Raw genomic sequence first — 20,146 nt, 5'->3', positions numbered from 1 at the left:
AACTCATGCCTATTTTGTCCTTTGGAAGTCAAGATATAGATATCATCACTGGTAAAAAAACAATGACTATCCGTAAATTATGGAAAACTCCATTAAAAAAAGGAGATAGGCTTTACTGTTACTGGAATCTTGTTTCTAAAGAAAAAAAGAAAATATTTGAAGCTATTGTAAAAGATGTTAAATTAATTCCTTTTAAAGAGTTAAAAAACGATGATAAATTAGCTCGTGAAGAAGGATTTCAGGATTCAAAAGAGATGGTAAAAGACTTTAAAAAAATGTATGCTGGCCAGCTCGATGATGAAGAAATCTTTCAAATCATCTATTTTGAGAAGTTAGACATTGATAAATGGAAAGGAGACAAAATAGATGAGAAAGCAATGATAACACAAAGAGCAGATATTCTTTTTGACAGTGGTAAATATGATAAATCCACAATGTGTTATGATGCTGCTTTAAGAATAGATCCTGATGATGTTTATCTGCTTAACAAACAGGGGGATAACTTATCAAGGCTCGGTGATTTTAAACAAGCTATTTCTTGCTATGATAAAGCATTAAAACATGAGCCCGATAATGAGTATATTCTAAATAATAAAGCTATTGCTCTTTTGAATAGTGGAAATGTAAGCGGAGCACTTGAGGTTAGTGATATTGCTCTTGAAGTTAATGCAAATAGCCCTATTGTATTGTATTGGAGAGGATTTATTTTAGAAGTTTTAAGAAAATATGATGAAGCTTTGGAAGTTTATGATAAGCTAATAAAAATAGATAGTGAAAATCCAGAGGTTTGGAACTCCAGAGGAAATTTATTAACTGATATGGGCCAACCAGAAGAAGCTATTAATTCATTTAACAAAGCTGTTGAATTATGTTTAGATGATTCTGAAATGGATGCTGATGCAATTAATAGGATGGGTAATGCTTACATTGATATTGGTAAATTTGATGAAGCTTTAGAATGTTATAACAAAGCTATTGATATTGAAAAAAATAATGTTGACTTTTTATTAAATAAAGGCGTAGTTTTAATGGAGCTTGGAAAATTTCAAGAAGCAGTAGCTAGTTTTGATAGAGTATTGCTTAAAAATCCTGATAATGAGGATGCATTTTTCCTTAAAGAAGAATGTCTTGAAAATTTATAACTCTTTTAAAAACTTAGAAATAGGTCAATAGCTACCAATATTAAACATATTACAAATATAGCTATGCTTAATTTTTGATAAGGTTTGTTTTTATTTTTAAATAGAAATATTGCTAAAATTACTAATAAAATGATTTCAACTATTAATAAAACACTTACCATCTCTTTTCACCTTGAATAGCTAGTTTTAAAATAAAAAAGAAAAAATTTTTAGGATTTATTCAATTCCCAAATTGATATTTTTCGCAATGCTGTATGCATCGTAAATACAGTAAAGCCATAGTAAAAATCCTATAAGTAATGGGAATATTAGGAAATAAAGTGCATATAATATGCAAATAACTATGAAAAATGAAATTCCTCTACCTACTTTTCCATCGTAGATTTGTCCGAGACCTGGGATGAAGAAAGATAATATTGCTGCAAGTATTGTGCTTTTATTGTTTGCAGGTCTGTACATTACTCGAACACCACATTTTGGACATATTTCTGCATTCATATCTATTTTTGCTCCACAGTTTTCACAGTATTTTGTACTTTTAACTGTCTGTTTTGCACCGCATTTTGGACATATGTCTGTTGATTTATCTTTTATTCCATATCCGCATTTTACGCAATATTTAACTACTTCCTGATTATCACTTTCAGTTTCTTCTATTGTTTTGACTGCAGATAACTTTTCACCGCATATTCTACAAAAAGTTGCTTCATCAGGATTGTCTGAACCACAGTATGGGCATTTAATCATACTTTATCTCCTTTTTTTAGATAGTGTTATTAATGATTATCCTTTGAATTTTTCAACTAGTCCAATTCCCCATTCTGTCATTTCATCTGCTTTTTCCTGTGAATCGGATTCAGCAAAGCATCTAAAGATTGGTTCAGTACCAGATGGTCTGATGATTACCCATCCATCATCTTTAAGGATTTTAACTCCATCAGTTGTATCAATTTGGAATTCGGTGGTTGTTTTAATTTCATTAGCTATTTTATCCATTACTTCATCTTTTAAATCATCACTACATTCAATTTTCATTTTTTTAGAATAGTAAACTGGTAATTCGCTAACAAGTTCAGAAAGAGGTTTTTTCTCTTTAGCTATTATTTCCAATATTTTGGCAACAGTCATAGCAGCATCTCTTCCATAGACAAAATCTGGGAATATTAATCCACCATTTTCTTCTCCACCAAAGAGCCCATTGTTGTCTTTCAATGCACGTGCAACTAATAAATCTCCAACTGCTGTAGCTATTACTTCTCCATTATGCTCTTCAGCTATATCATAAATTGCCTGTGAGGTTGCAACGGTAGTTACAATAATTCCGCCATTGTTTTCTTTAAGCATCTGTTTTTCTACAAGGGAGAATGTTTTATCACCAAGGACAAAGTTTCCTTTTTCATCAATACAAATGGTTCTATCTGCATCACCATCGTGAGCGAGTCCAATATCTGCATTTAATTCTTTTACTGTGCTTATTAATTCAGACAAGTTTTCTTCAATTGGTTCAGGATCACGACCTGGGAAAAATCCATCTGGTTGGCAGTTAAGTGTAGTTAATTGACATCCTAATTCTTTAATTAAGTAAGGTGCAGTGTAACATCCTGCTCCAGATCCACAATCAACAACAACTTTTAAATCAGCAGCACGTATAGCTTCAACATCTACATTTTCAAGAACTCTGTCAATATATTCTCTAATAATATTTTCATTGGTGTAGATTTTACCAATTTCATCCCATTTTGCCCTTTTTGGTTCACTATCGAAGTACATTTCTTCAATAGCTAATTCCATATCATCAGGAATTCCAATACCGAATTCATCTAAAAATTTAATTCCATTATATTTTGGGGGGTTATGGGATGCAGTAATTATAATTCCACCATCATAGTAGTTTCTAACTGCAAACTGAACTGCAGGGGTTGGAAGAGTACCAAGTTCTACAACATCACATCCAGAAGAAAGTAAACCTGCCTTTACCGCTTCCATTAACATTGGGCTGGTAGTCCTTGTATCTCCACCAACAGCTACTTTTCCTTGAATTAAAGTACCATAACAAGCTGCAAGTCTAGATGCAAATTCTGGTGTAAGAACATCATTTGCAGTTCTTCTAACTCCAAATGTTCCAAATAATCTTTTTTTCACAGACATTTATTTTTCTCCATATTGTTAATATACAGTAAGTTATGTTTTTGTTTTGTTAAAAATTTTACTTAATTGTAATATTAAAAAAATAGGATAGTGATTTGTGATATCACTATCAAAAATAAATTAGGAACCTGTATATTTCTAGGTGATAGTTAGTTTATTAAAAAGTTTAATTCTTTTTCAAGAATCATATTTACATATATTTTTAATACATTATAAACATATCTTTTAAACAATCTTAAGAGAATTGCTGTTTTGGAGTATTATCTCCATTTTTGAGTTATACTCAGTTATGGTACCTATAACTTCCACATGCTTCTCTTTAAATGTATCTAAGGGTGTTTCTGACTCTTGAATTTCAACAACTGCTGACTGAAAGATTACAACTTGAATTCTGCCTGTTCCATCATTTACTGTTAAAATATATGTTTCACCATTTGAAAGAGCTTGCACATTTTCAACTACTCCTTTAATAGCTACTTCTTCATCTATCATGGATCTGGTTATTTGGCCAATTTCAACTTCTTTAACCTCAATTGTTGGTGTAGTTATTATTAAACCAATAATTCCAATTAAAGAGGTGATTAAAGCTATTTTTAAAATTTTATCATCGGTTACTTTCATAAAATAACTTTTTTTAATAGCTTTAAAATAAGAAATAGAAAATTAAATAATAATTTTTATTTTAAAGAAAGTTATTGGGTGTTGTACATTGAGATTAATCTCTCAACAGTATCAACATCCTTTAATCCTTTATCCTTACGGATGTTTTTAACAACTGGGAAACGTAGTGAGTAGCCAGTTTCATATTCTGGACTTTCAACAATCTCACTGAAAGCAATTTCAAGAATTATTTTAGGTTCAACTGTAATGTCTCTGCCTTTTTCTGTAAGTTTATATTCTTCCATTTTTCCTGTGAGATATTCAAGTGTGGCGTCATCTAGGCCTGTTCCAACATATGCAACGGTTTTAAACTCGTCATTTTCATCTCTAAGGCCCACTAAATATGATCCAACGAAGTTTTCTCTTTTACCAATTCCATGAACTCCACCTAAAACAACCATATCTAAAGTTTCAGGTTCAGCTTTATATTTAAGCATTTTCTTTCCACGAAGTCCTGGAATATAAGGTTCTTTTGCATCTTTAATCATAATTCCTTCATGATTCTGATTAATGGACAATTCAAATAAGCTTTCAACTTCATTGATATTTTCAGAAGTTCCATAAACCATATTGCTTAAGTTAATTTCATCGACTGTATCATCGACAATTTCCTCTAATTTTTGTCTACGGTTGATTAATGGTTTATCAATCATCGGTTTTTTATAATAAAGTAAATCGAATAAATAAACCTTTAAAGGCACATTTTCAATAGCTTCATCAATATTATGTTTTCTTCTAACTCTATGCAAAATATTTTGGAAAGATAATGGTTTTCCATCTCTTGTAGCTATTACTTCACCTTCAACGATGTAGTCATCATGGGGAAGATGTTCATCCATCAATTCAACAATCTCAGGCAGTGCATGGGTGATATTTTCCAGTCTTCTGGTGAATATGGTTATTTCATCACCATTTCTATGTATCTGGAGTCTAATTCCATCGTATTTTGTTTCACATAATGCAATGCCCATTTCTTCTAAAATTTCAGGTAATGGTGGTGCTAACTGAGCAAGCATAGGTTTAACAGGAGTTCCTGGTGTTAAATTAAGTTTTTCAAGGCCGTCGCTTCCTTCTGTTTTAGCAACACGTGAAACCAATCCTAAATCATTAGTTAACATTACTGCACGTTCAACAATAGATTTATCAATATTAAAAGCCTGAGCTATTGCATCCCTAACAATTCCTTCTCCAACACCAATCCTAAGCTCTTCAAGAATAGTTCTTGTCAGATATTTTGCTTCAGTTGCAGAAGCTACAGATAAAAGTTCTAAAATAATGTCTATTTTACGGTTAGTTGATCTAGGGCCACTAATTTTAGAAAGTTTTCTTAAGCTATCAAAGACAAAAGAAATGGTTAAAGGCTTTGAAAAGAATGTAGTCTGGCTTTTATTTGAAAATAGCTTTACACAGGCAGAACCTATGTCTCCTTCTTCACGGACTGCATCTTCTACTTTGTCTACTGTAGTTCCAGTTGCATCAGCTACGGCCTTTGTTACAAGTTTGGTACCAATACCAATTTCTTCATCACTCCAGGCTGGAAATATGGTGCCTAAAATAAGTAAACCAACCTGTTCTAAGGTTTCCTCATCTAAATCTTTAATAAAGTCTACAATTATCTCAGTTTTCTCTAATCTTTTAGTAGTTTCTTCTAAAGCAGAATAAACATTAACTAATTCTTGATATTTCATAGTATAACCCTTTAAAGGATTCTTTCAAAACGATCTTTATCCACATGACAAATTGGACAGGTGTCTGGTGCATCATCTCTTGCACATAAATATCCACAAACTTTACATCTCCAAATAGGATATTCTAAATCTAAAGTTTTAGGAGCTTCTTTCTTTTCTTTTTTATTTTTCAATTCTTTTAATCTTCTATCAGGGATTGAATGGATTTTTTTGTTGTTTTCAATAACATCATGAGTTACATATAGTCCACAAAAACAGAAACCATATTCATTTAAATCTTTATCTCTGTAATCACAAGGACAGATTAAATCAAGGTCTTTTTCACGTTCTCCACTAGCTAATCTACATGGACAAGCAGCATAACCATACCTGTCTTCATTTACTTTTATATTTTCAAGTAACATTTCACAGTAGTCAACATCAGGATTTAAGTAATAACCAGTTTTATTTGCTTCTTTTTCGAAGTCATCATATAGTTTTCCCATGCAGTTCACGCCCTTGCAACAGCTGCTTCAATTTCTTCTTCTTCAAATCCTAAGATTACATCTTTTCCATCATTTAAGACAAGTGTTGGGAATGACTGATCAGGATTATATTTATCTAAAACTGCAAGGATTTTTTCCCTTTCTTCACCTTCAGTTAGGTCAACATAAACATAGTCATAGGAAATTTCTTCCATTTCTAGATACATTCTGGTCTGTTTACACCACCCACAGGTAGATAATGCAAATAAAACTGCATCAGTTTCAATTTCGCCATCTACATGTCTTAATTCAAAATCCATCTCATCTTTTAAGCTCATTTTTCCCATTCTCCTTTATTGATTTAATCAAAAATCACCTTTAGCTATTTTAACAGCACAATACTCTCCACACATTGCACACATTTCATCATCGTCTAATTCACATTTGTCCCTATATTTGCGTGGTTTAGACTGATCAAAAGCTAATTTGAATTGTTTTTCCCAATCAAATTCTTTACGGGCTATTGCCATTTCTTTTTCTCTAGCCCATGAAGATTCCAATCCATTAGCCACATCGGCAGCTTCAGCAGCTATTTTAGATGCAATCACTCCTTCTTTAACATCCTCTAAATTTGGTAATGATAAATGTTCTGCAGGGGTTACATAACATAAAAAGTCTGCTCCACTAGCTGCAGCTATTGCCCCTCCAATAGCTCCAGTAATGTGGTCATAACCAGGCGCCAAATCTGTTACAAGAGGTCCTAAAACATAGAATGGGGCTCCATTACAAATTGTTTTTTGTATTTCCATATTTGCTTTAATTTGGTTAAGTGGCATATGTCCAGGACCTTCCACCATAACTTGAACATTTGCATCTTGAGCTCTTTTAACTAAGGTTCCAAGGGTTACAAGTTCCTGAATCTGTGCAATGTCACTTGCATCAGCTAAACAGCCAGGTCTTAATCCATCTCCTAAACTTAAAGTTATGTCATGTTCATAGGCTAATTCAAGAATATAATCATAATTTTCATATAATGGATTTTCTCTTTGATTATGTAAAATCCAAGAAGCTAAAAAGGTTCCACCTCTACTTACAACACCCATCATTCTTTTTGATTTCTCAATTTTATCAACAAGGTCATGGGTAATTCCGCAATGCAAGGTCATGAAGTCTACACCTTCTTTTGCTTGTTCTTCAATAGTTTTGAATATTTCTTCTTCATCCATTTCAATAATTTCTTTACTTTTGGATAAAGTAGCTACTCCTGCTTCATAAATTGGAACAGTACCTATTGGAACATCAACTGCATCCATAATTTTGCGTCTAAATGTTTTCAAATCAGAACCAGTACTGAGATCCATTATTGCATCTGCACCATATTCAACAGCTAGTTTTGCTTTGTTGATTTCTAATTCAATGTCATCAATTTTGCTTGAAGAACCAATATTTGCATTAATTTTAGTTTTTAAGCCTTTACCAATTCCGCAGGCTTCTGTTTTTCCATTAATATTTTTAGGGATAACAACTTTCCCTTCAGCTACTAATTTAACTAATTTATCAACAGATATGTTCTCTTTTTTTGCAACAGATTCCATTTCTGTTGTAATATTTCCTTTTATTGCTTCACTTTTTTGAGTCAAATTTATCCCTCTACTTAATATATTACTTATTTCTTTAAATAAATATATGATAACATTATCAGCTGAAGACATTATGTTGGAAAATGTAATCGTTGGAAATCCTAATGATTTAGTTGCTGCCTGTAAATTAAAAATGTTCCGTTCTAATATTGGTGCTCTTCCAATTGTGGATGGTGAAAAATTAGTTGGGATTATTACTCATAGAGATGTTTTATGGGCAGGAAATGAAGTTGTAACTTTAAAAATTAAAGATTTAATGACTAAAGATTTAGTTACAGCTGAAAGAGACACTTCTGTAATTGAAATTTCAAAAATAATGAGTGAAACAGGTCTTCAAAGAATACCTGTTGTTGAAGATGGAAATTTAATTGGTTTAGTAACACAAAGCTGCATTATAAAGGCTGTTGCTAATATGTTTAAACCATAGGGTAAGGTAAATCTGGATTGTCCTTTTTTGGTTTTTCTCCACCAATTTTTTCAAGTCTCACTTCTAAAAACTCTTTTCCTTTTTCTGTTTTTGCATAAATAGGTATTGATTGGCCTACTGTTTTTAAACTTTCTTTATCTCCAATTTCACGTAAGTTTTTAGATGCACAGGCTGTTGCTACATCACAGTTATCAAATAAAATTCTTGCATCTTCTGGGCTTACTCCAGTGGTATGAACAACAAAAACATAGATATTTACATTGGAGTTTTCTTTTTTCAGCCTGTTAATTTCTTCAATATCACTAGCTAGTGCAATTGTTACAGCTATATTTTTATATCCTTTTTCAATAGCTTTTTTTACTCCAGCTATCTGATTAATTTCTGCAGTTTCAGGATTAACGATATTTTCAGAACCTAACTTTTCAATTAATTCTGGAATGGGGCTAGTTTTAACAAGACCTGAAACTCGACCACCAATTCCTTGAACTAGTTCACTTTCAAAAACAAGTAAGCTTCCACAGCCTTCACAAACCATCACTGCACAATCAATGATTTCTTTTTCTATTAATGTGCTTATAATTTCAGAAATACCAAAAGACAGATAATCTTTCATTTTAAGTTGTCTATTTTTTGTACACATCCCAAAGTCTTTTATTCTGAATTCCATATTGTTTTTAACTTCTTCTTTAGTTATTTCTTTAATCCCTCTCTGATGATCAAATAAAGGACAATATTTAACTTTGGGTTCTGTAACATTAATTACTTTTCCATCTCTAATTGTGATTATACTTTTTCCTAGACCGTCTATTATATGTTCATCCATATAAAACACCTCTAGGAAAAAATATGTCAGATATATCTATTAAGTGTTTCTATAAAAAAAGTGTGTGTTGTGAAATAGTCTAATTAAAGACTATTTCACTTTTTTTGCATATTATGGAGATTTAATGTTGTGTTTTTACATGTATTGGACCATGTCACTTTCTGACTTGGAAGGTTTTACTTTTTCTATAGCTTCTTTAAAGAATTTGTTGGATACTTTTTCTGAATCCATATTGTCTCTTAATGTTAGCATTGCAGCTTCACGGCATACAGCTTCGATATCTGCACCAACATAGCCTTCAGTCTCCTTAGCTAATCTTTCAAGGGAAACATCATCGGCAAGAGGCATATCTTGAGTATGAACTTTAAAGATAGCTAACCTTCCTTCTTCATTAGGAACATCTACTTTAATATGTCTATCAAATCTTCCAGGTCTCATTAACCCTGCATCAATGATATCTGGCCTATTTGTAGCAGCAATTATTGCAACATCCTCTAATTCTTCTAAACCATCCATTTCAGTTAATAGTTGGTTAACAACTCTTTTGGTAACACCGCTGTCTCCATCTTGGTTACTACGGCTACTTGCAATAGAGTCAATTTCATCAAAGAAGATTACAGTAGGTGCAGTTTGTTTAGCTTTTCTAAAGATCTCCCTAATTCCAGCTTCTGATTCACCTACCCATTTTGAAAGTAATTCAGGACCTTTGACAGAGATAAAGTTTGCTTCACTTTCATTAGCTACCGCTTTTGCAAGTAAGGTTTTACCAGTTCCTGGAACTCCGTAGAGTAATGTTCCTTTAGGTGGCCTTATTCCAAATTTTTGGAATTTCTCTGGGTATTTTAATGGCCATTCTACTGCTTCTTTTAACTCTTGTTTTATTTCACCTAGACCTCCTATATCATCCCATTTTACATTAGGAACTTCTACAAGAACTTCTCTTAATGCAGATGGTTGAATTTCTTTAAGAGCTGCTTTGAAATCTTCAGCTTTTACTACTAATTCTTTTAAGACTTCTTCTGGAATTTCTCCATCATTTTTAATATCTGGAATAATTCTTCTAACAACTCTCATTGCTGCTTCTTTACATAGGGATTCTAAATCAGCTCCTACAAAACCATGGGTTGAATTAGCTAATTTAGTTAAGTCTATACCTTCTTCAAGAGGCATGTTTCTAGTGTGTATTTCTAGAATTTCTTTTCTTTCTTCTTGGTCAGGAACACCAATTTCGATTTCCCTATCAAATCTTCCAGGTCTTCTTAATGCTTGATCAAGAGAATCTGGTCTATTGGTTGCACCGATAACTACTACTTGTCCTCTGGATTTAAGACCATCCATTAAGGTAAGTAATTGAGCAACGGTTCTCCTTTCCGCTTCTCCTTGAGTGTCTTCTCTTTTAGGAGCAATTGCATCTAATTCATCAATAAATATGATTGAAGGCGCATTATCTTCAGCTTCTTCAAAGTACTCTCTTAAGTTTTCTTCAGATCCACCAACATATTTACTCATAATTTCTGGCCCATTTATTGCAATGAAATGAGCATCACTTTCACTTGCAACTGCTTTTGCAAGTAAGGTTTTACCTGTTCCTGGAGGACCATGCATTAAAACTCCTTTAGGTGGTGCAATACCTAATCTTTCAAAGAGTTCTGGATTTTTAAGAGGAATTTCAATCATTTCTCTTACTTTTTTAACTTCTTCTTTAAGTCCACCAATGTCATCGTAGCTTACATCAACTAAGTTACTTACACCTTCAAGTTTGGATACATCTATTGGTTTTTCATGCAATTCTACTTCTGTACCTTGTCCAATGATAACTACATCATTTGGTTTAGTTGAAACTACTGCAAATTTAAGTTCAGGCATTGGGGAAATGTTCATCATATTATTAAAGATGCTATCAAAGCCACTTCCAAGATTTGGCCTTGTTCTAATTTTAGTCTGGACAATATCTCCTTGAACCATTACTTTGCCCATAAATAATCTACTAATATCACCTTGAACACGAATGTTGGTATCAATTGGAGCTAATACTACTTTTTTAGCTTCTACAGCGGTGGTTTTTTTAACTGTTACTTCTTCACCAATTGAAGCACCACAATTTTTACGGGTCATACCATTGATTCTTATTACTCCTAAACCAATGTCTGTTTGGGATGGGAGCGCAATTGCAGCTGTTTTCCTTTCTCCTACAATCTCAATAAGATCTCTTTCGTGTATTCCTAAATCATCCATTACATTTGGATCTAATCTAGCGATACCTTGACCGATATCTTTTTGGGATAAAGATTCTGCAACTTTTAAAGTCATTTCATCTTTTGCCATTTTAATCAAATCTCCTTTAAATTGATAACAATAACATTTATAATTCATAAAATGCTATTTTTGTAATTGTGAATTTAACTCATAACACTTAAAGTTACTATGAGTTACTTTAATATAGTTCATTTCTAATATATATACTTTTCGGTTTTCTTAATTTTTGTTATTTTAATTTTAAAAAGTTTATTTTGATTACAAATAGCTATATTTATGTATTTTATTTATTTTTATATTAAAACTTCGATATTTATTTTATATAATTAATTTATGTTAATTATATTAAAAAGTAGTTGATTTTAATAAGTTTTAATTTTTAGATTTATTCGTATTTATTAAAACAAGTTTTAGATAAAAATTAAGGATATGATTTTATTAAAAAAGAAAAAATATTAAAAATTAATTAGCGTATGATTCCACCAAATCCGGTTAATAAGGATTTAACTTCATCAATAGCTTCTTTATTTAATGCTTCAACTTTAAAAGTTAAACTGATATGTTCCTTTTCTATTTGAGGTCCATTATAAACATCAACAAGCTCTACAGAAATCACATTGTCAATATTAGCTATTGTTTTTTCAATAACTTCCTTATTCACAATGTCTTTAAAGGAACAGCTAATGGATTCGATTTTATGTTCGTAGTTATCTACTTTCCATTGGTAAAGTTCTTCAGGAGATAAAATCTCTACATTTGCAGTTCTTAATTGTTTTTTGTTATCTAAAATTACCCAGTCTTTATCAACACTTTTCAGTATTCCAGTGTGTATTTTTCCAGAATATATGTGTTTTAAGCCAACTTCATGGCCTTTTAATTCATGGAGGAGAGTTATTTCATGACTTAAGGAATTAATCGCTTTATCACTTCTTCCTAAAGCTCCCTGAATATCTCCTAAGTTTTTAGTTGCTCTGTTAACTATTTCAACAAATGTTTCTTCACTATTTGAGTTAACTGCATCTCTAAGTTCAATTACTGCATCTGCAAAAGCATTTCTAATTTTTTCTCCATTGTTATTCATGGATTGGATGTAATAAGTTAAAAATGGATTTTGAGCAGCTATCCTTGCAATTACATCAATCATTAAATTGTATATTGGACTTTCGTAATCTTCAGTTTCATGGATATCTATTTTTAGCTTTTCCATTGCTGAAGCTGTTGAAATAAAGGAAAAATGAGTCAAAACTTGAACTATGCTCATCATATAATCATGATTTTTAGCTGTAGTTTCAATTACTCTCATATTTTTATTTTTTAAGTAATTGAAGACTTTAGGATACCATTTACCTTTTTTATCTGGAGTTAAAACAATTACTTGATTATCTAATTCGGTTGTTCTTGGCCCAAATATTGGGTGTGTTGGAATGTATTCAATATCATCGCCAAGTGCTTCACGCATAGTTTCACTTGGAATTTCCTTAACTGAAGTGACATCAAGCATAAGGGAACCTTCTTTCATATAAGGAGCTACTTCTCTTATTACATCATTTGTATAATGAATAGGGACAGATACAATAACTATATCACTATCACTAGCTAGTTCAGTGTTAGATTGATAATAGGTAGTGTTAGTTTCATTAGCTACTTTCATACCTTTATTATGATCTCTTCCACTAAATGCAACATTAAATTCATCTTTTAAATGATAAATTAAGGTTTTTCCTAATCCATCACTTCCACCAATTATTCCAATATTCATTTTAATCAGTAATTATTTTAAAATTAAGTATTATATATAAATAATTAAAAGGAAATAAATTGTGAAAGTATGAAAATCGTAAAACAAGATACAAAAGATGGGATTATGGAAGTAGTTCCAGAAATATTAGATGATTTATGGCATTTATCTCATATTGTTGAAGTTGGAGATAATGTATCATCTAAAACAACACGCCGTATTCAGGATACTGCTGGAGACAAATTAAGGAGTGACAGGGGAGTTAAAAAAACATTTTTCTTAGGAATTGATGTTGAAAGTATTAGTTTTCATATTTTTACAGGAAAATTAAGGTTGACTGGTGTAATTACAAGAGGTCCTGAAGATCTAATTCCTTTAGGTTCTCATCATACTTTGGAAGTAAAATTAAACACTCCTTTAGTTATCAAAAAGGAAAAATGGTCTAAATATGCAGTAAATAGGGTTAAACAAGCTATGGAGTCTTCCAAAAAGTTAAGTGCTATTATCATTGTTTTAGAAGATGATGTTGCAACTATCGGGTTAATGAGGCAATATGGACTTGAATATTATGGTCCTATACATGGAGGTATTTCTGGAAAAAGAATTATTGATAAAAATAGAAATAAAAAAGTTCAATTCTTTTATGAGCAGGTTGTTGATTCCATTTCCAAATTTGAAAACCTCCAGAATATTATTATTGCAGGTCCAGGTTTTGTTAAAAATGATTTCTTTGAATTTCTCAAAGATAAACATAGTGATTTAGCTAAAAAGGCTATTCTTGAAAGTACTGGTTCTGGAGGAAGGGTAGGTATTCAGGAAGTTCTTAAAAAGGGGACTGTTGAAAAACTCACTGTTGAAAACAGAATTTCCTTAGAGATAAGGGCTGTAAACGATTTACTAACAGAAATAGCTAAGAACTCTTCAATGGCTGTTTATGGTGAAAAAGAGGTTATTGATGCTATAAATATGGGTGCTGTTGAAAAATTATTAATTCTTGATACTGTTGTTCCAACTAAGGATATGATAAACCATATGGAAATTGTAGAGAATATGAAAGGCGAAGTAATCGTTATAAGCTCACAACATGAAGGTGGAGAGCAACTTAAAAGTTTAGGTGGTCTTGCAGCTATTCTACGTTATCCTTTATCTTAAGATATAAATAATATAAACAAGTATAACTTATAACTAAGATAAAAAATTAATTATTTTTTAAACACTTTTTAAATAGGGATTATTATGATGTATGAATCAACAATTACGGCTTTTATTATAATTTTTATTTTATCAGTCGTGGGTACAATGGCATTAGACATTGTATTTAGATTTTTAGGTAAAAGAGGATATTTAGGTAACTTATTCCCTAATGTTCGTGGGGGAATTCCTCGTGCAGTTGGATTAGTTCCATTTTTAATTTTAATCTTTTTGATGCTACCTGCTTATAATAATCTTGTTTTAATAATAGGTATTTTTGCTTTAATTGATGATATTCTTGGAAGAAAAGAGATTCCTTTTATTGGTATTGAGTGGGGTCAACTTTCTAGGGGTATTGGAATTCTTGCGGTTATGATTACTGGTTTATATATGGATTTAGGATGGGCAGCTATTTTTATAGCATTACTTGTTCAACCGATTAACATTTCAGATATGCAACCAGGATCTTGTTGTATGGTTACTATTATAATGTCAATATTAACTGTAATTGCTATGTTAATTGTGGGTACAGCTCCAATTGAAGAATTACCTGCTATTTACACACCATTACTTATATTGGTTACCTGTTTAGGATATTGTCCTTTAGATTTCTCAGGAAAAATAATGCTTGGTGAAGTAGGTAACCATTCCTTTGCTGTAGCTTTAGGAATTGCTTTTTATTTAATTGGTGGTTTCTGGTGGTTAATATTATTCTTTATTATAACTGTTTGTCTTACTGCATTTGTAAGAAGAAGTACCTTAAGAATATTCCTTAGACAGAAATTAAATATTCCAAATCCAACATTTGGGGATTATTTTATGGATGTTTTAACTGGTGGGGGTCTTGGTGATTTGATTAGAAGAATCATCTTAAAAAATGAGCAACCTATAATAGATAATGATATATTAATACAATTAGGATTTAGAAGATTATTATATAATCCATATGCAACACATGAAAATGTTGGTTTAAGAAAAAATAAACGTGTAGATTTAAGGAGAATGAATTAAATTTAATAAATCTGCTAATGGAGGGTATTATGAAAGCATTAATATTAATGGCTGGACGAGGTTTAGGTGGAGATGCAGTTGTTACACTGAATGTTATTAGGGCATTGGAAGAACGTGGAGTTCAATGTGAATTAGCTCTTGATGAAAACTCTCCTGGTGTTTTATTTAAGAAAAAAGGGTATACTTGGCATAAGATTAAAATTCCTCAAGCTGGAGGTCATGCAGCAACTAAACTTAGTGCTATGAAAGCCGCTTTTAAAATGTTAACTGCGACATTTAAAGTTAGAAGGTTAATTAAGAAATTAGATGTTGACTTTATTGTAGGAGTTATTGGTGGGGGAGCTATTGTAGGTTCTGTTGGTGCAAAATTATCAAACACTCCTGCAGCATCTGTTATATGCACTCCTCTTGATTCTAAAGTCTGTTCTAAGTTTAATCCATGTTTTGCATTACCTGAAACTAGCTTATTTAGGCAAGAGGTTCTTCCAGATAATATTCAAAAAACTTATTTCCCAATTAATGCTGATGTAAATGAGGGGAATGCTGATGTTGCTTTTAGAAAATTAAAAGAGGAACCTCTTTTTGATGAAAATAAGAAAACTATTCTTTTTTCATCAGGATCTTCTATATTTAAAGGAATAATTGATGCTGCTAATAAATTTGCAGAATATGCTAATGGTGAATATAACCTTCTTTTAATAGGTCTTCCTTTAAAAGAGGATTATTTAGATGGATTACATAATGATATTATTTATTTAGGTTATGTGGACTGGTTAAAAGATTTGTATGCCTTTCTTGATTTAGCCGTGTTAACTGATGATGGATTGATGGTTGAAGAGTCTGTAGCATGTGAACTTCCGACTGTTGCACTTACTCGTGTAAAATGGGGAAGATACCATAATATGGCAGGAATCTTTGAAGGAGCAGTAATAGAATCAGAGCTAGATGAATCCAATGAAAAAATCATGGAAGCTTTAAATAATTTAGACAGTTTAAAAGAAGCTTCTAAAAAGTATTCTTCTAATTTAGTTCATTCTAAAGAAATTTTAGCAGATAAAATTTTAGAAGCTGTTAAAAAATAGATAATGTGGGATTTAAACCACAAAACTTTCTTTTTTTTATTTATAACCACATATTTTTAATGATTTTATAGTTTGTATCAGTTGATGGGTGTATTTCAATAAAATCATCATAATCATTTAAATCATAATCCTCTCTCATGATATATGATAAGTAGGCAACATCACTAACTGAAGATGGTGATATTGAAGTTATTCTTTTTATTTTATTGTCGTCTGCATCAAAGGATACTTTTGTAAAACCTGTTTCACCATCCATTATAGTCCAGAAGTTTCCAGGACCTGCAATTCCAGGAAATCCAATGTCTACAATTTCATGGTTTTCATCTATTTTTTCATTTTCAACAAAGCTCACTTCTGTGTTAAGGTTTAATGTTTGAGGAACTGAGTTGTAACTTATTTTATTTGGATAGTTTGCCATATTTCTTGCAGCACAAATGCCTTCCATTCTAGCTATTGGTGTTAGTTGAATTCCTCCAGTTACATCACCTGCAGCATATATATTATCCACATTAGTTTGCATTCTTTCATTAACTTTTATTGTTTTATTTGGGTTAAGTTCTACAATTCCTTCAGCTATTTCAGAATTTGGTATTCTTCCAGTTGCAAAAAGAGATTTTCCTTCAAATTCTTCACCAGATTCAAGAACAAGTTTGTTTTTAGTTAATTTATCCACATTAACATGTTCATGTATGTTGATTTCAGGAATTAAATGTTTTAAAATATAGCTGGTAGCATCTTCATCTTTTATATCTTTTAGAACGGTACTTCTTGCAAATAGGTTAACTTCACTGCCTAGTTTAGAGAAAATATTTGCAACTTCAATAGCTATGACTCCACCACCAATAATGTTTAGCTGTTTTGGAATGTCATCTAAATTCAATATATCAGAACTTGTTAATCCGTATTCATTACCTTCAATATCTGGAATAAATGGGCGGGCTCCAGTAGCTATTAAAAGATTATCATAGGTAAAAGATTCATTATTTACAATGACTTCTTCATTTTCGATTTTCGCTTCACCATAAATAAGTTCGTTTCCTGCAGCTTCACATTCTTCCTGGTTTATGGACCTGAGCATTGTTTGTGTTTCTTTGATTTTCTCAACAATCTTATCATAGGAAACATCAAGTTGACTTTTGATGAATCCTCTTTTATTAAATCTGTTATTTGTTTCAATAAATTTAGTAACGTCTGTTAAAGCACATATGACCATACATCCTTCATTTAAACAAGTACCTGCAATATGCTTTTTTTCAATTAATTTAACCTTTTGTCCTAATTTTCCAAGCTGAAGGGCAGCTAATCTTCCAGAAGGACCTGATCCAATAATTATATTATCCATTTTTACACCTGTATAGATAGTTTTATATATATTTAATAGTATATTCTTATACGAATTAAATATATTTTTTTATAAATTAGTTTTAAGAGAGGTAATTAATTATGTGTATAGCAGCACCTGCAAAAGTTGTAGAAATTAATAAAGAAGAAGGAAGCTTATTTGCTGATTTTGGTGGAGTTAGACAAGAAGCTAAAATAAGTCTTTTACCTGATGTGGAAATTGGGGATTATGTTCTTATTCATGCAGGATATGCAATTGAAAAATTAACTGAAGAAGCTGCTAAAGAATCTTTAGAAGCATGGGAAGAACTTTTAGATGTTCTTGAAGAAGAAGATAAAGAAATGGAAAAGGCAAGGATGGAAGATTTTCAATAAATTGAAACTCTATTAACTCCTTTTATAGATAAAAACTCTTTAATTATGTCACTTGGGACAGGATTTTCAGTAATTATTGTTAAAAGAGGAAATTCTTTTGTTTCAATATCATCTGCATAGGCCTGTCTAATATTAACCTTTTTTTCTGAAATTAATTCTGTTACAGCAGCTAAAATTCCTTCGTTTTCAGAAGTTACTTCAATTTCTATTACTCCTAAGTTGAGATTTTTAGCTATATTTTTAAGTAAAGTACCAGCTGGAATAATATTTTTAAATATATTTGATAAATCTGGATCATTTTCTATAACTTCAGTTGTTGCTTTAATAACTCTTCTGTCAACATCTGCTGCATTAGCTAGTGCATTATCACTTATTTTTAAGTTACCACAATAGATTTTCCCGTCATCTTTAAGACTTAATCCAAGTTCAATCATCTTTTGTGCAACTCTCATTCTTGCAGGATATTTTTTAAATTTCTCATTTAGGGGTTCCCACATTTTCAACAACACTCCTATATTTTGTACATCAATCTTATTTTTTGAGTATCTGATTATTAAATGTTTTGAATTTAAAATAATCTTAAAAAAGCCGATAAAATAGTTATGTTATTGAAAAAAATCTTTAAAAATAGTTAAATAATTAAAAGTAGTAGGCTAGATGGGATTCGAACCCATGACCTCCCGGTTATCAGCCGAGCGCGCTAACCAAGCTGTGCCACTAGCCTATATGAAAAATACGTTACTGCATAACACAGTAATTAATAGTTTGTAATTACCTATATATAACTCTTTCGGTTATTGGGGGTAATTACAACTTTTTTTGAATGATTATTTATTAATCATTTCATTTATTGAATCTGCCATTGCATGCCCTTCAACAATAATTTCAGCTTTTTCAATACCTTCAACTTTTTCAGCCATAATTTTTGTATCAGCTGCAACGCGAGCAATACTCATACAACCAGGATTTGTTGGTTTAAGAGTAATTTTAGCTTCAGAGTTATTTACACTAATATCTTGTACAATGCCCATTTCTACAATACTTACTCCCATATGTGGATCATTAATTACAGAAATAGCATCTCTAACATCACTAACTAAATCTTCTGACATAAATTGTCTCCTAGAATTTTATATAGGTTTATTTTATGTTAGCTTTCTCTAACATTGTAATAATTATTTAAATTTATAATATTTAAATTCTTTTCTTTTTTGTTGAATAATACTCGTTTTATTGATATATTTATTTAATTTTTTACACGATGTTTAAGTTTCACACCAATTCCATTATCACATTCTTCCATTTCACGGCCAGTCATAACAGCTTTTCCAACACCAACAACTTCATCGCCACGAACAACAACAACTTCATCTTGAGGGATAATGTTATGATCTGCACTTTCAATTCCAGGTGCAAAAACAGTATTGGTTTTTAAATCAAAATCAATATTGACAATATTGATTCCCAAATCTTTAAGAACACGGCCTCCTTCTAAATTAAGAGTATAAAGGCCTTGATGCATATTTAACATAGCTAACTGTTTATTTCCAGATAAAATCTTTTTATGAAATTGTCCTTTTGTTTTCACATCTTCAGGAATGAATTCACTTGCTTTTTCTCCCCATTGGTAAACAGCTATTGATTTGAGCTTATTTAGAACTTTCTGCCTTCTATTTATTTTTGGATGGTTTTTTAATTCCATTCTAAGATTATAAATTGAATCTGGAGATGTTGGTTTTCCATCAACACAAGTATAGATGCAGTCATCAAGATATTGTCTACATACTTCTTCATATCCGCCAGATACATGAGCTACAACAGTTTTTCCTTTAACATATTCCTTTAATATTTTTCCAGATTCATCAATTTCATCCTGTGACCAGTTTCCAGTAACTGCAACATCGTAAGATTGTATTGGGAATGTTTCTTCAAGTTCTCTTGGACAGATACCAAATGGTGAAGTTATAATAAGTTCCTGAAATGAGCGAGTAACTTTTCTAAATTTCATATGTGATTTTGAGTTAGAATAAGGTTTTTTCATACTGCATGGTAAAAGAACAACTGTATCACCAATTGGCTTCATAAGTTGCATTCTTTCTCTCCATCTTACAGCCTCTGGACGATAAAGGGATTCTTCACTAGAACAAATTACTTTCATAT

Annotated in this window: 20 protein-coding genes and 1 tRNA gene; 6 read left to right on the top strand and 15 right to left on the bottom strand. The window is 31.3% G+C overall.

Translation table 11 applies throughout. From position 1 onward, the window contains the following. The first annotated feature begins 5 nt into the window (after positions 1 to 5). Positions 6 to 1,142: a tetratricopeptide repeat protein gene (locus MBBWO_RS06760; RefSeq protein WP_116670134.1), complete on the top strand. Its 1,137-nt coding sequence runs from the start codon at positions 6 to 8 to the stop codon at positions 1,140 to 1,142. Between the two features lie 216 nt (positions 1,143 to 1,358). Here the strand turns inward: MBBWO_RS06760 and MBBWO_RS06755 are convergent, their stop codons facing one another. From MBBWO_RS06755 to thiC, 7 genes are all read right to left on the bottom strand, one after another. Continuing rightward, positions 1,359 to 1,889 (bottom strand): zinc-ribbon domain-containing protein, encoded by a 531-nt coding sequence (locus MBBWO_RS06755; RefSeq protein WP_116670133.1) that lies wholly within the window; start codon positions 1,887 to 1,889, stop codon positions 1,359 to 1,361. 36 nt (positions 1,890 to 1,925) lie between these two features. Next, entirely contained in the window at positions 1,926 to 3,290 is a 1,365-nt protein-coding gene (glmM, locus tag MBBWO_RS06750; protein ID WP_116670132.1) for a phosphoglucosamine mutase, read from the bottom strand. A gap of 225 nt (positions 3,291 to 3,515) precedes the next feature. Then, positions 3,516 to 3,911 carry an OB-fold nucleic acid binding domain-containing protein gene (locus tag MBBWO_RS06745; protein WP_116670131.1) on the bottom strand — a complete coding sequence of 132 codons (396 nt, stop codon included), beginning with the start codon at positions 3,909 to 3,911 and terminating at the stop codon, positions 3,516 to 3,518. A gap of 71 nt (positions 3,912 to 3,982) precedes the next feature. After that, on the bottom strand, positions 3,983 to 5,638 hold the full coding sequence (locus MBBWO_RS06740) for an ATP-dependent DNA ligase (protein ID WP_116670130.1): 1,656 nt from the start codon (positions 5,636 to 5,638) through the stop codon (positions 3,983 to 3,985). 11 nt (positions 5,639 to 5,649) lie between these two features. After that, the gene (locus MBBWO_RS06735) at positions 5,650 to 6,123 is read right to left on the bottom strand and encodes a ferredoxin-thioredoxin reductase catalytic domain-containing protein (protein ID WP_116670129.1); all 474 of its coding nucleotides are present in this window, start codon (positions 6,121 to 6,123) and stop codon (positions 5,650 to 5,652) included. Positions 6,124 to 6,128: 5 nt separating this feature from the next. After that, on the bottom strand, positions 6,129 to 6,440 hold the full coding sequence (locus MBBWO_RS06730) for a glutaredoxin family protein (protein ID WP_243408487.1): 312 nt from the start codon (positions 6,438 to 6,440) through the stop codon (positions 6,129 to 6,131). Between the two features lie 27 nt (positions 6,441 to 6,467). Further along, the gene (thiC, locus tag MBBWO_RS06725) at positions 6,468 to 7,742 is read right to left on the bottom strand and encodes a phosphomethylpyrimidine synthase (RefSeq protein ID WP_116670128.1); all 1,275 of its coding nucleotides are present in this window, start codon (positions 7,740 to 7,742) and stop codon (positions 6,468 to 6,470) included. Positions 7,743 to 7,788: 46 nt separating this feature from the next. On the opposite strand from thiC, the gene MBBWO_RS06720 reads away from it, so the two are divergent. Next, a complete protein-coding gene (locus MBBWO_RS06720; protein ID WP_116670127.1) occupies positions 7,789 to 8,169 on the top strand; it encodes a CBS domain-containing protein in 381 nt (126 codons plus the stop codon). Here MBBWO_RS06720 and MBBWO_RS06715 read toward each other — a convergent pair. From MBBWO_RS06715 to MBBWO_RS06705, 3 genes are all read right to left on the bottom strand, one after another. After that, entirely contained in the window at positions 8,159 to 8,992 is an 834-nt protein-coding gene (locus MBBWO_RS06715; protein ID WP_116670126.1) for a methanogenesis marker 8 protein, read from the bottom strand. The genes MBBWO_RS06720 and MBBWO_RS06715 overlap by 11 nt on opposite strands. 135 nt (positions 8,993 to 9,127) lie before the next feature. Continuing rightward, a complete protein-coding gene (locus tag MBBWO_RS06710; protein WP_116670125.1) occupies positions 9,128 to 11,317 on the bottom strand; it encodes a CDC48 family AAA ATPase in 2,190 nt (729 codons plus the stop codon). 397 nt (positions 11,318 to 11,714) lie between these two features. Next, positions 11,715 to 13,016 carry a prephenate dehydrogenase gene (locus tag MBBWO_RS06705; protein WP_116670124.1) on the bottom strand — a complete coding sequence of 434 codons (1,302 nt, stop codon included), beginning with the start codon at positions 13,014 to 13,016 and terminating at the stop codon, positions 11,715 to 11,717. Positions 13,017 to 13,076: 60 nt separating this feature from the next. Here MBBWO_RS06705 and MBBWO_RS06700 point away from each other — a divergent pair, with 60 nt between their 5' ends. From MBBWO_RS06700 to MBBWO_RS06690, 3 genes are all read left to right on the top strand, one after another. Further along, on the top strand, positions 13,077 to 14,138 hold the full coding sequence (locus MBBWO_RS06700) for an mRNA surveillance protein pelota (RefSeq protein ID WP_116670123.1): 1,062 nt from the start codon (positions 13,077 to 13,079) through the stop codon (positions 14,136 to 14,138). An 84-nt stretch (positions 14,139 to 14,222) separates the two neighbouring features. Continuing rightward, on the top strand, positions 14,223 to 15,188 hold the full coding sequence (locus MBBWO_RS06695) for a cell wall biosynthesis protein (protein ID WP_116670122.1): 966 nt from the start codon (positions 14,223 to 14,225) through the stop codon (positions 15,186 to 15,188). Between the two features lie 29 nt (positions 15,189 to 15,217). Continuing rightward, positions 15,218 to 16,270, top strand: coding sequence for a glycosyltransferase (locus MBBWO_RS06690; protein WP_116670121.1), 1,053 nt, complete (start codon positions 15,218 to 15,220; stop codon positions 16,268 to 16,270). Between the two features lie 40 nt (positions 16,271 to 16,310). Here the strand turns inward: MBBWO_RS06690 and MBBWO_RS06685 are convergent, their stop codons facing one another. Next, entirely contained in the window at positions 16,311 to 17,612 is a 1,302-nt protein-coding gene (locus tag MBBWO_RS06685) for an FAD-dependent oxidoreductase (protein WP_116670120.1), read from the bottom strand. A 101-nt stretch (positions 17,613 to 17,713) separates the two neighbouring features. Between MBBWO_RS06685 and MBBWO_RS06680 the strand changes: the two genes are divergently transcribed. Continuing rightward, the gene (locus tag MBBWO_RS06680; protein ID WP_116670119.1) at positions 17,714 to 17,986 is read left to right on the top strand and encodes a HypC/HybG/HupF family hydrogenase formation chaperone; all 273 of its coding nucleotides are present in this window, start codon (positions 17,714 to 17,716) and stop codon (positions 17,984 to 17,986) included. On the opposite strand, the gene MBBWO_RS06675 is transcribed toward MBBWO_RS06680, so the two are convergent. The 4 genes from MBBWO_RS06675 to MBBWO_RS06660 form a co-directional block, all read right to left on the bottom strand. After that, positions 17,980 to 18,495, bottom strand: a complete 516-nt coding sequence (locus MBBWO_RS06675; RefSeq protein WP_116670118.1) for an amino acid-binding protein — start codon at positions 18,493 to 18,495, stop codon at positions 17,980 to 17,982. The two genes, MBBWO_RS06680 and MBBWO_RS06675, sit on opposite strands and share 7 nt — an antisense overlap. Positions 18,496 to 18,635: 140 nt before the next feature. Further along, positions 18,636 to 18,710: transfer RNA gene (locus MBBWO_RS06670), tRNA-Ile, on the bottom strand. Positions 18,711 to 18,813: 103 nt separating this feature from the next. Beyond that, on the bottom strand, positions 18,814 to 19,098 hold the full coding sequence (locus MBBWO_RS06665; RefSeq protein ID WP_116670117.1) for an iron-sulfur cluster assembly protein: 285 nt from the start codon (positions 19,096 to 19,098) through the stop codon (positions 18,814 to 18,816). A gap of 134 nt (positions 19,099 to 19,232) precedes the next feature. Further along, on the bottom strand, positions 19,233 to 20,144 hold the full coding sequence (locus MBBWO_RS06660) for a DUF5591 domain-containing protein (RefSeq protein ID WP_116670116.1): 912 nt from the start codon (positions 20,142 to 20,144) through the stop codon (positions 19,233 to 19,235). Between the last annotated feature and the right edge of the window lie 2 nt (positions 20,145 to 20,146).

Origin of the sequence: Methanobrevibacter woesei (assembly GCF_003111605.1) — an archaeon.
GTDB classification, from domain to species: Archaea; Methanobacteriota; Methanobacteria; order Methanobacteriales; family Methanobacteriaceae; genus Methanocatella; species Methanocatella woesei.
Note: the sequence above shows the minus strand (reverse complement) of the source record. Positions and strands in the feature narration are given on the sequence as shown.

Coding starts and splice junctions, on each gene's coding strand:
- MBBWO_RS06660 (WP_116670116.1), bottom strand. CDS start 20,144: ATGAAAGTAATTTGTTCTAGTGAAGAATCCCTTTATCGTCCAGAGGCT.
- MBBWO_RS06745 (WP_116670131.1), bottom strand. CDS start 3,911: ATGAAAGTAACCGATGATAAAATTTTAAAAATAGCTTTAATCACCTCT.
- MBBWO_RS06700 (WP_116670123.1), top strand. CDS start 13,077: ATGAAAATCGTAAAACAAGATACAAAAGATGGGATTATGGAAGTAGTT.
- glmM (WP_116670132.1), bottom strand. CDS start 3,290: ATGTCTGTGAAAAAAAGATTATTTGGAACATTTGGAGTTAGAAGAACT.
- MBBWO_RS06720 (WP_116670127.1), top strand. CDS start 7,789: ATGATAACATTATCAGCTGAAGACATTATGTTGGAAAATGTAATCGTT.
- MBBWO_RS06685 (WP_116670120.1), bottom strand. CDS start 17,612: ATGGATAATATAATTATTGGATCAGGTCCTTCTGGAAGATTAGCTGCC.
- MBBWO_RS06680 (WP_116670119.1), top strand. CDS start 17,714: ATGTGTATAGCAGCACCTGCAAAAGTTGTAGAAATTAATAAAGAAGAA.
- MBBWO_RS06715 (WP_116670126.1), bottom strand. CDS start 8,992: ATGGATGAACATATAATAGACGGTCTAGGAAAAAGTATAATCACAATT.
- MBBWO_RS06730 (WP_243408487.1), bottom strand. CDS start 6,440: ATGAGCTTAAAAGATGAGATGGATTTTGAATTAAGACATGTAGATGGC.
- MBBWO_RS06695 (WP_116670122.1), top strand. CDS start 14,223: ATGATGTATGAATCAACAATTACGGCTTTTATTATAATTTTTATTTTA.
- MBBWO_RS06735 (WP_116670129.1), bottom strand. CDS start 6,123: ATGGGAAAACTATATGATGACTTCGAAAAAGAAGCAAATAAAACTGGT.
- MBBWO_RS06665 (WP_116670117.1), bottom strand. CDS start 19,098: ATGTCAGAAGATTTAGTTAGTGATGTTAGAGATGCTATTTCTGTAATT.
- MBBWO_RS06710 (WP_116670125.1), bottom strand. CDS start 11,317: ATGGCAAAAGATGAAATGACTTTAAAAGTTGCAGAATCTTTATCCCAA.
- MBBWO_RS06755 (WP_116670133.1), bottom strand. CDS start 1,889: ATGATTAAATGCCCATACTGTGGTTCAGACAATCCTGATGAAGCAACT.
- MBBWO_RS06760 (WP_116670134.1), top strand. CDS start 6: ATGCCTATTTTGTCCTTTGGAAGTCAAGATATAGATATCATCACTGGT.
- MBBWO_RS06740 (WP_116670130.1), bottom strand. CDS start 5,638: ATGAAATATCAAGAATTAGTTAATGTTTATTCTGCTTTAGAAGAAACT.
- MBBWO_RS06690 (WP_116670121.1), top strand. CDS start 15,218: ATGAAAGCATTAATATTAATGGCTGGACGAGGTTTAGGTGGAGATGCA.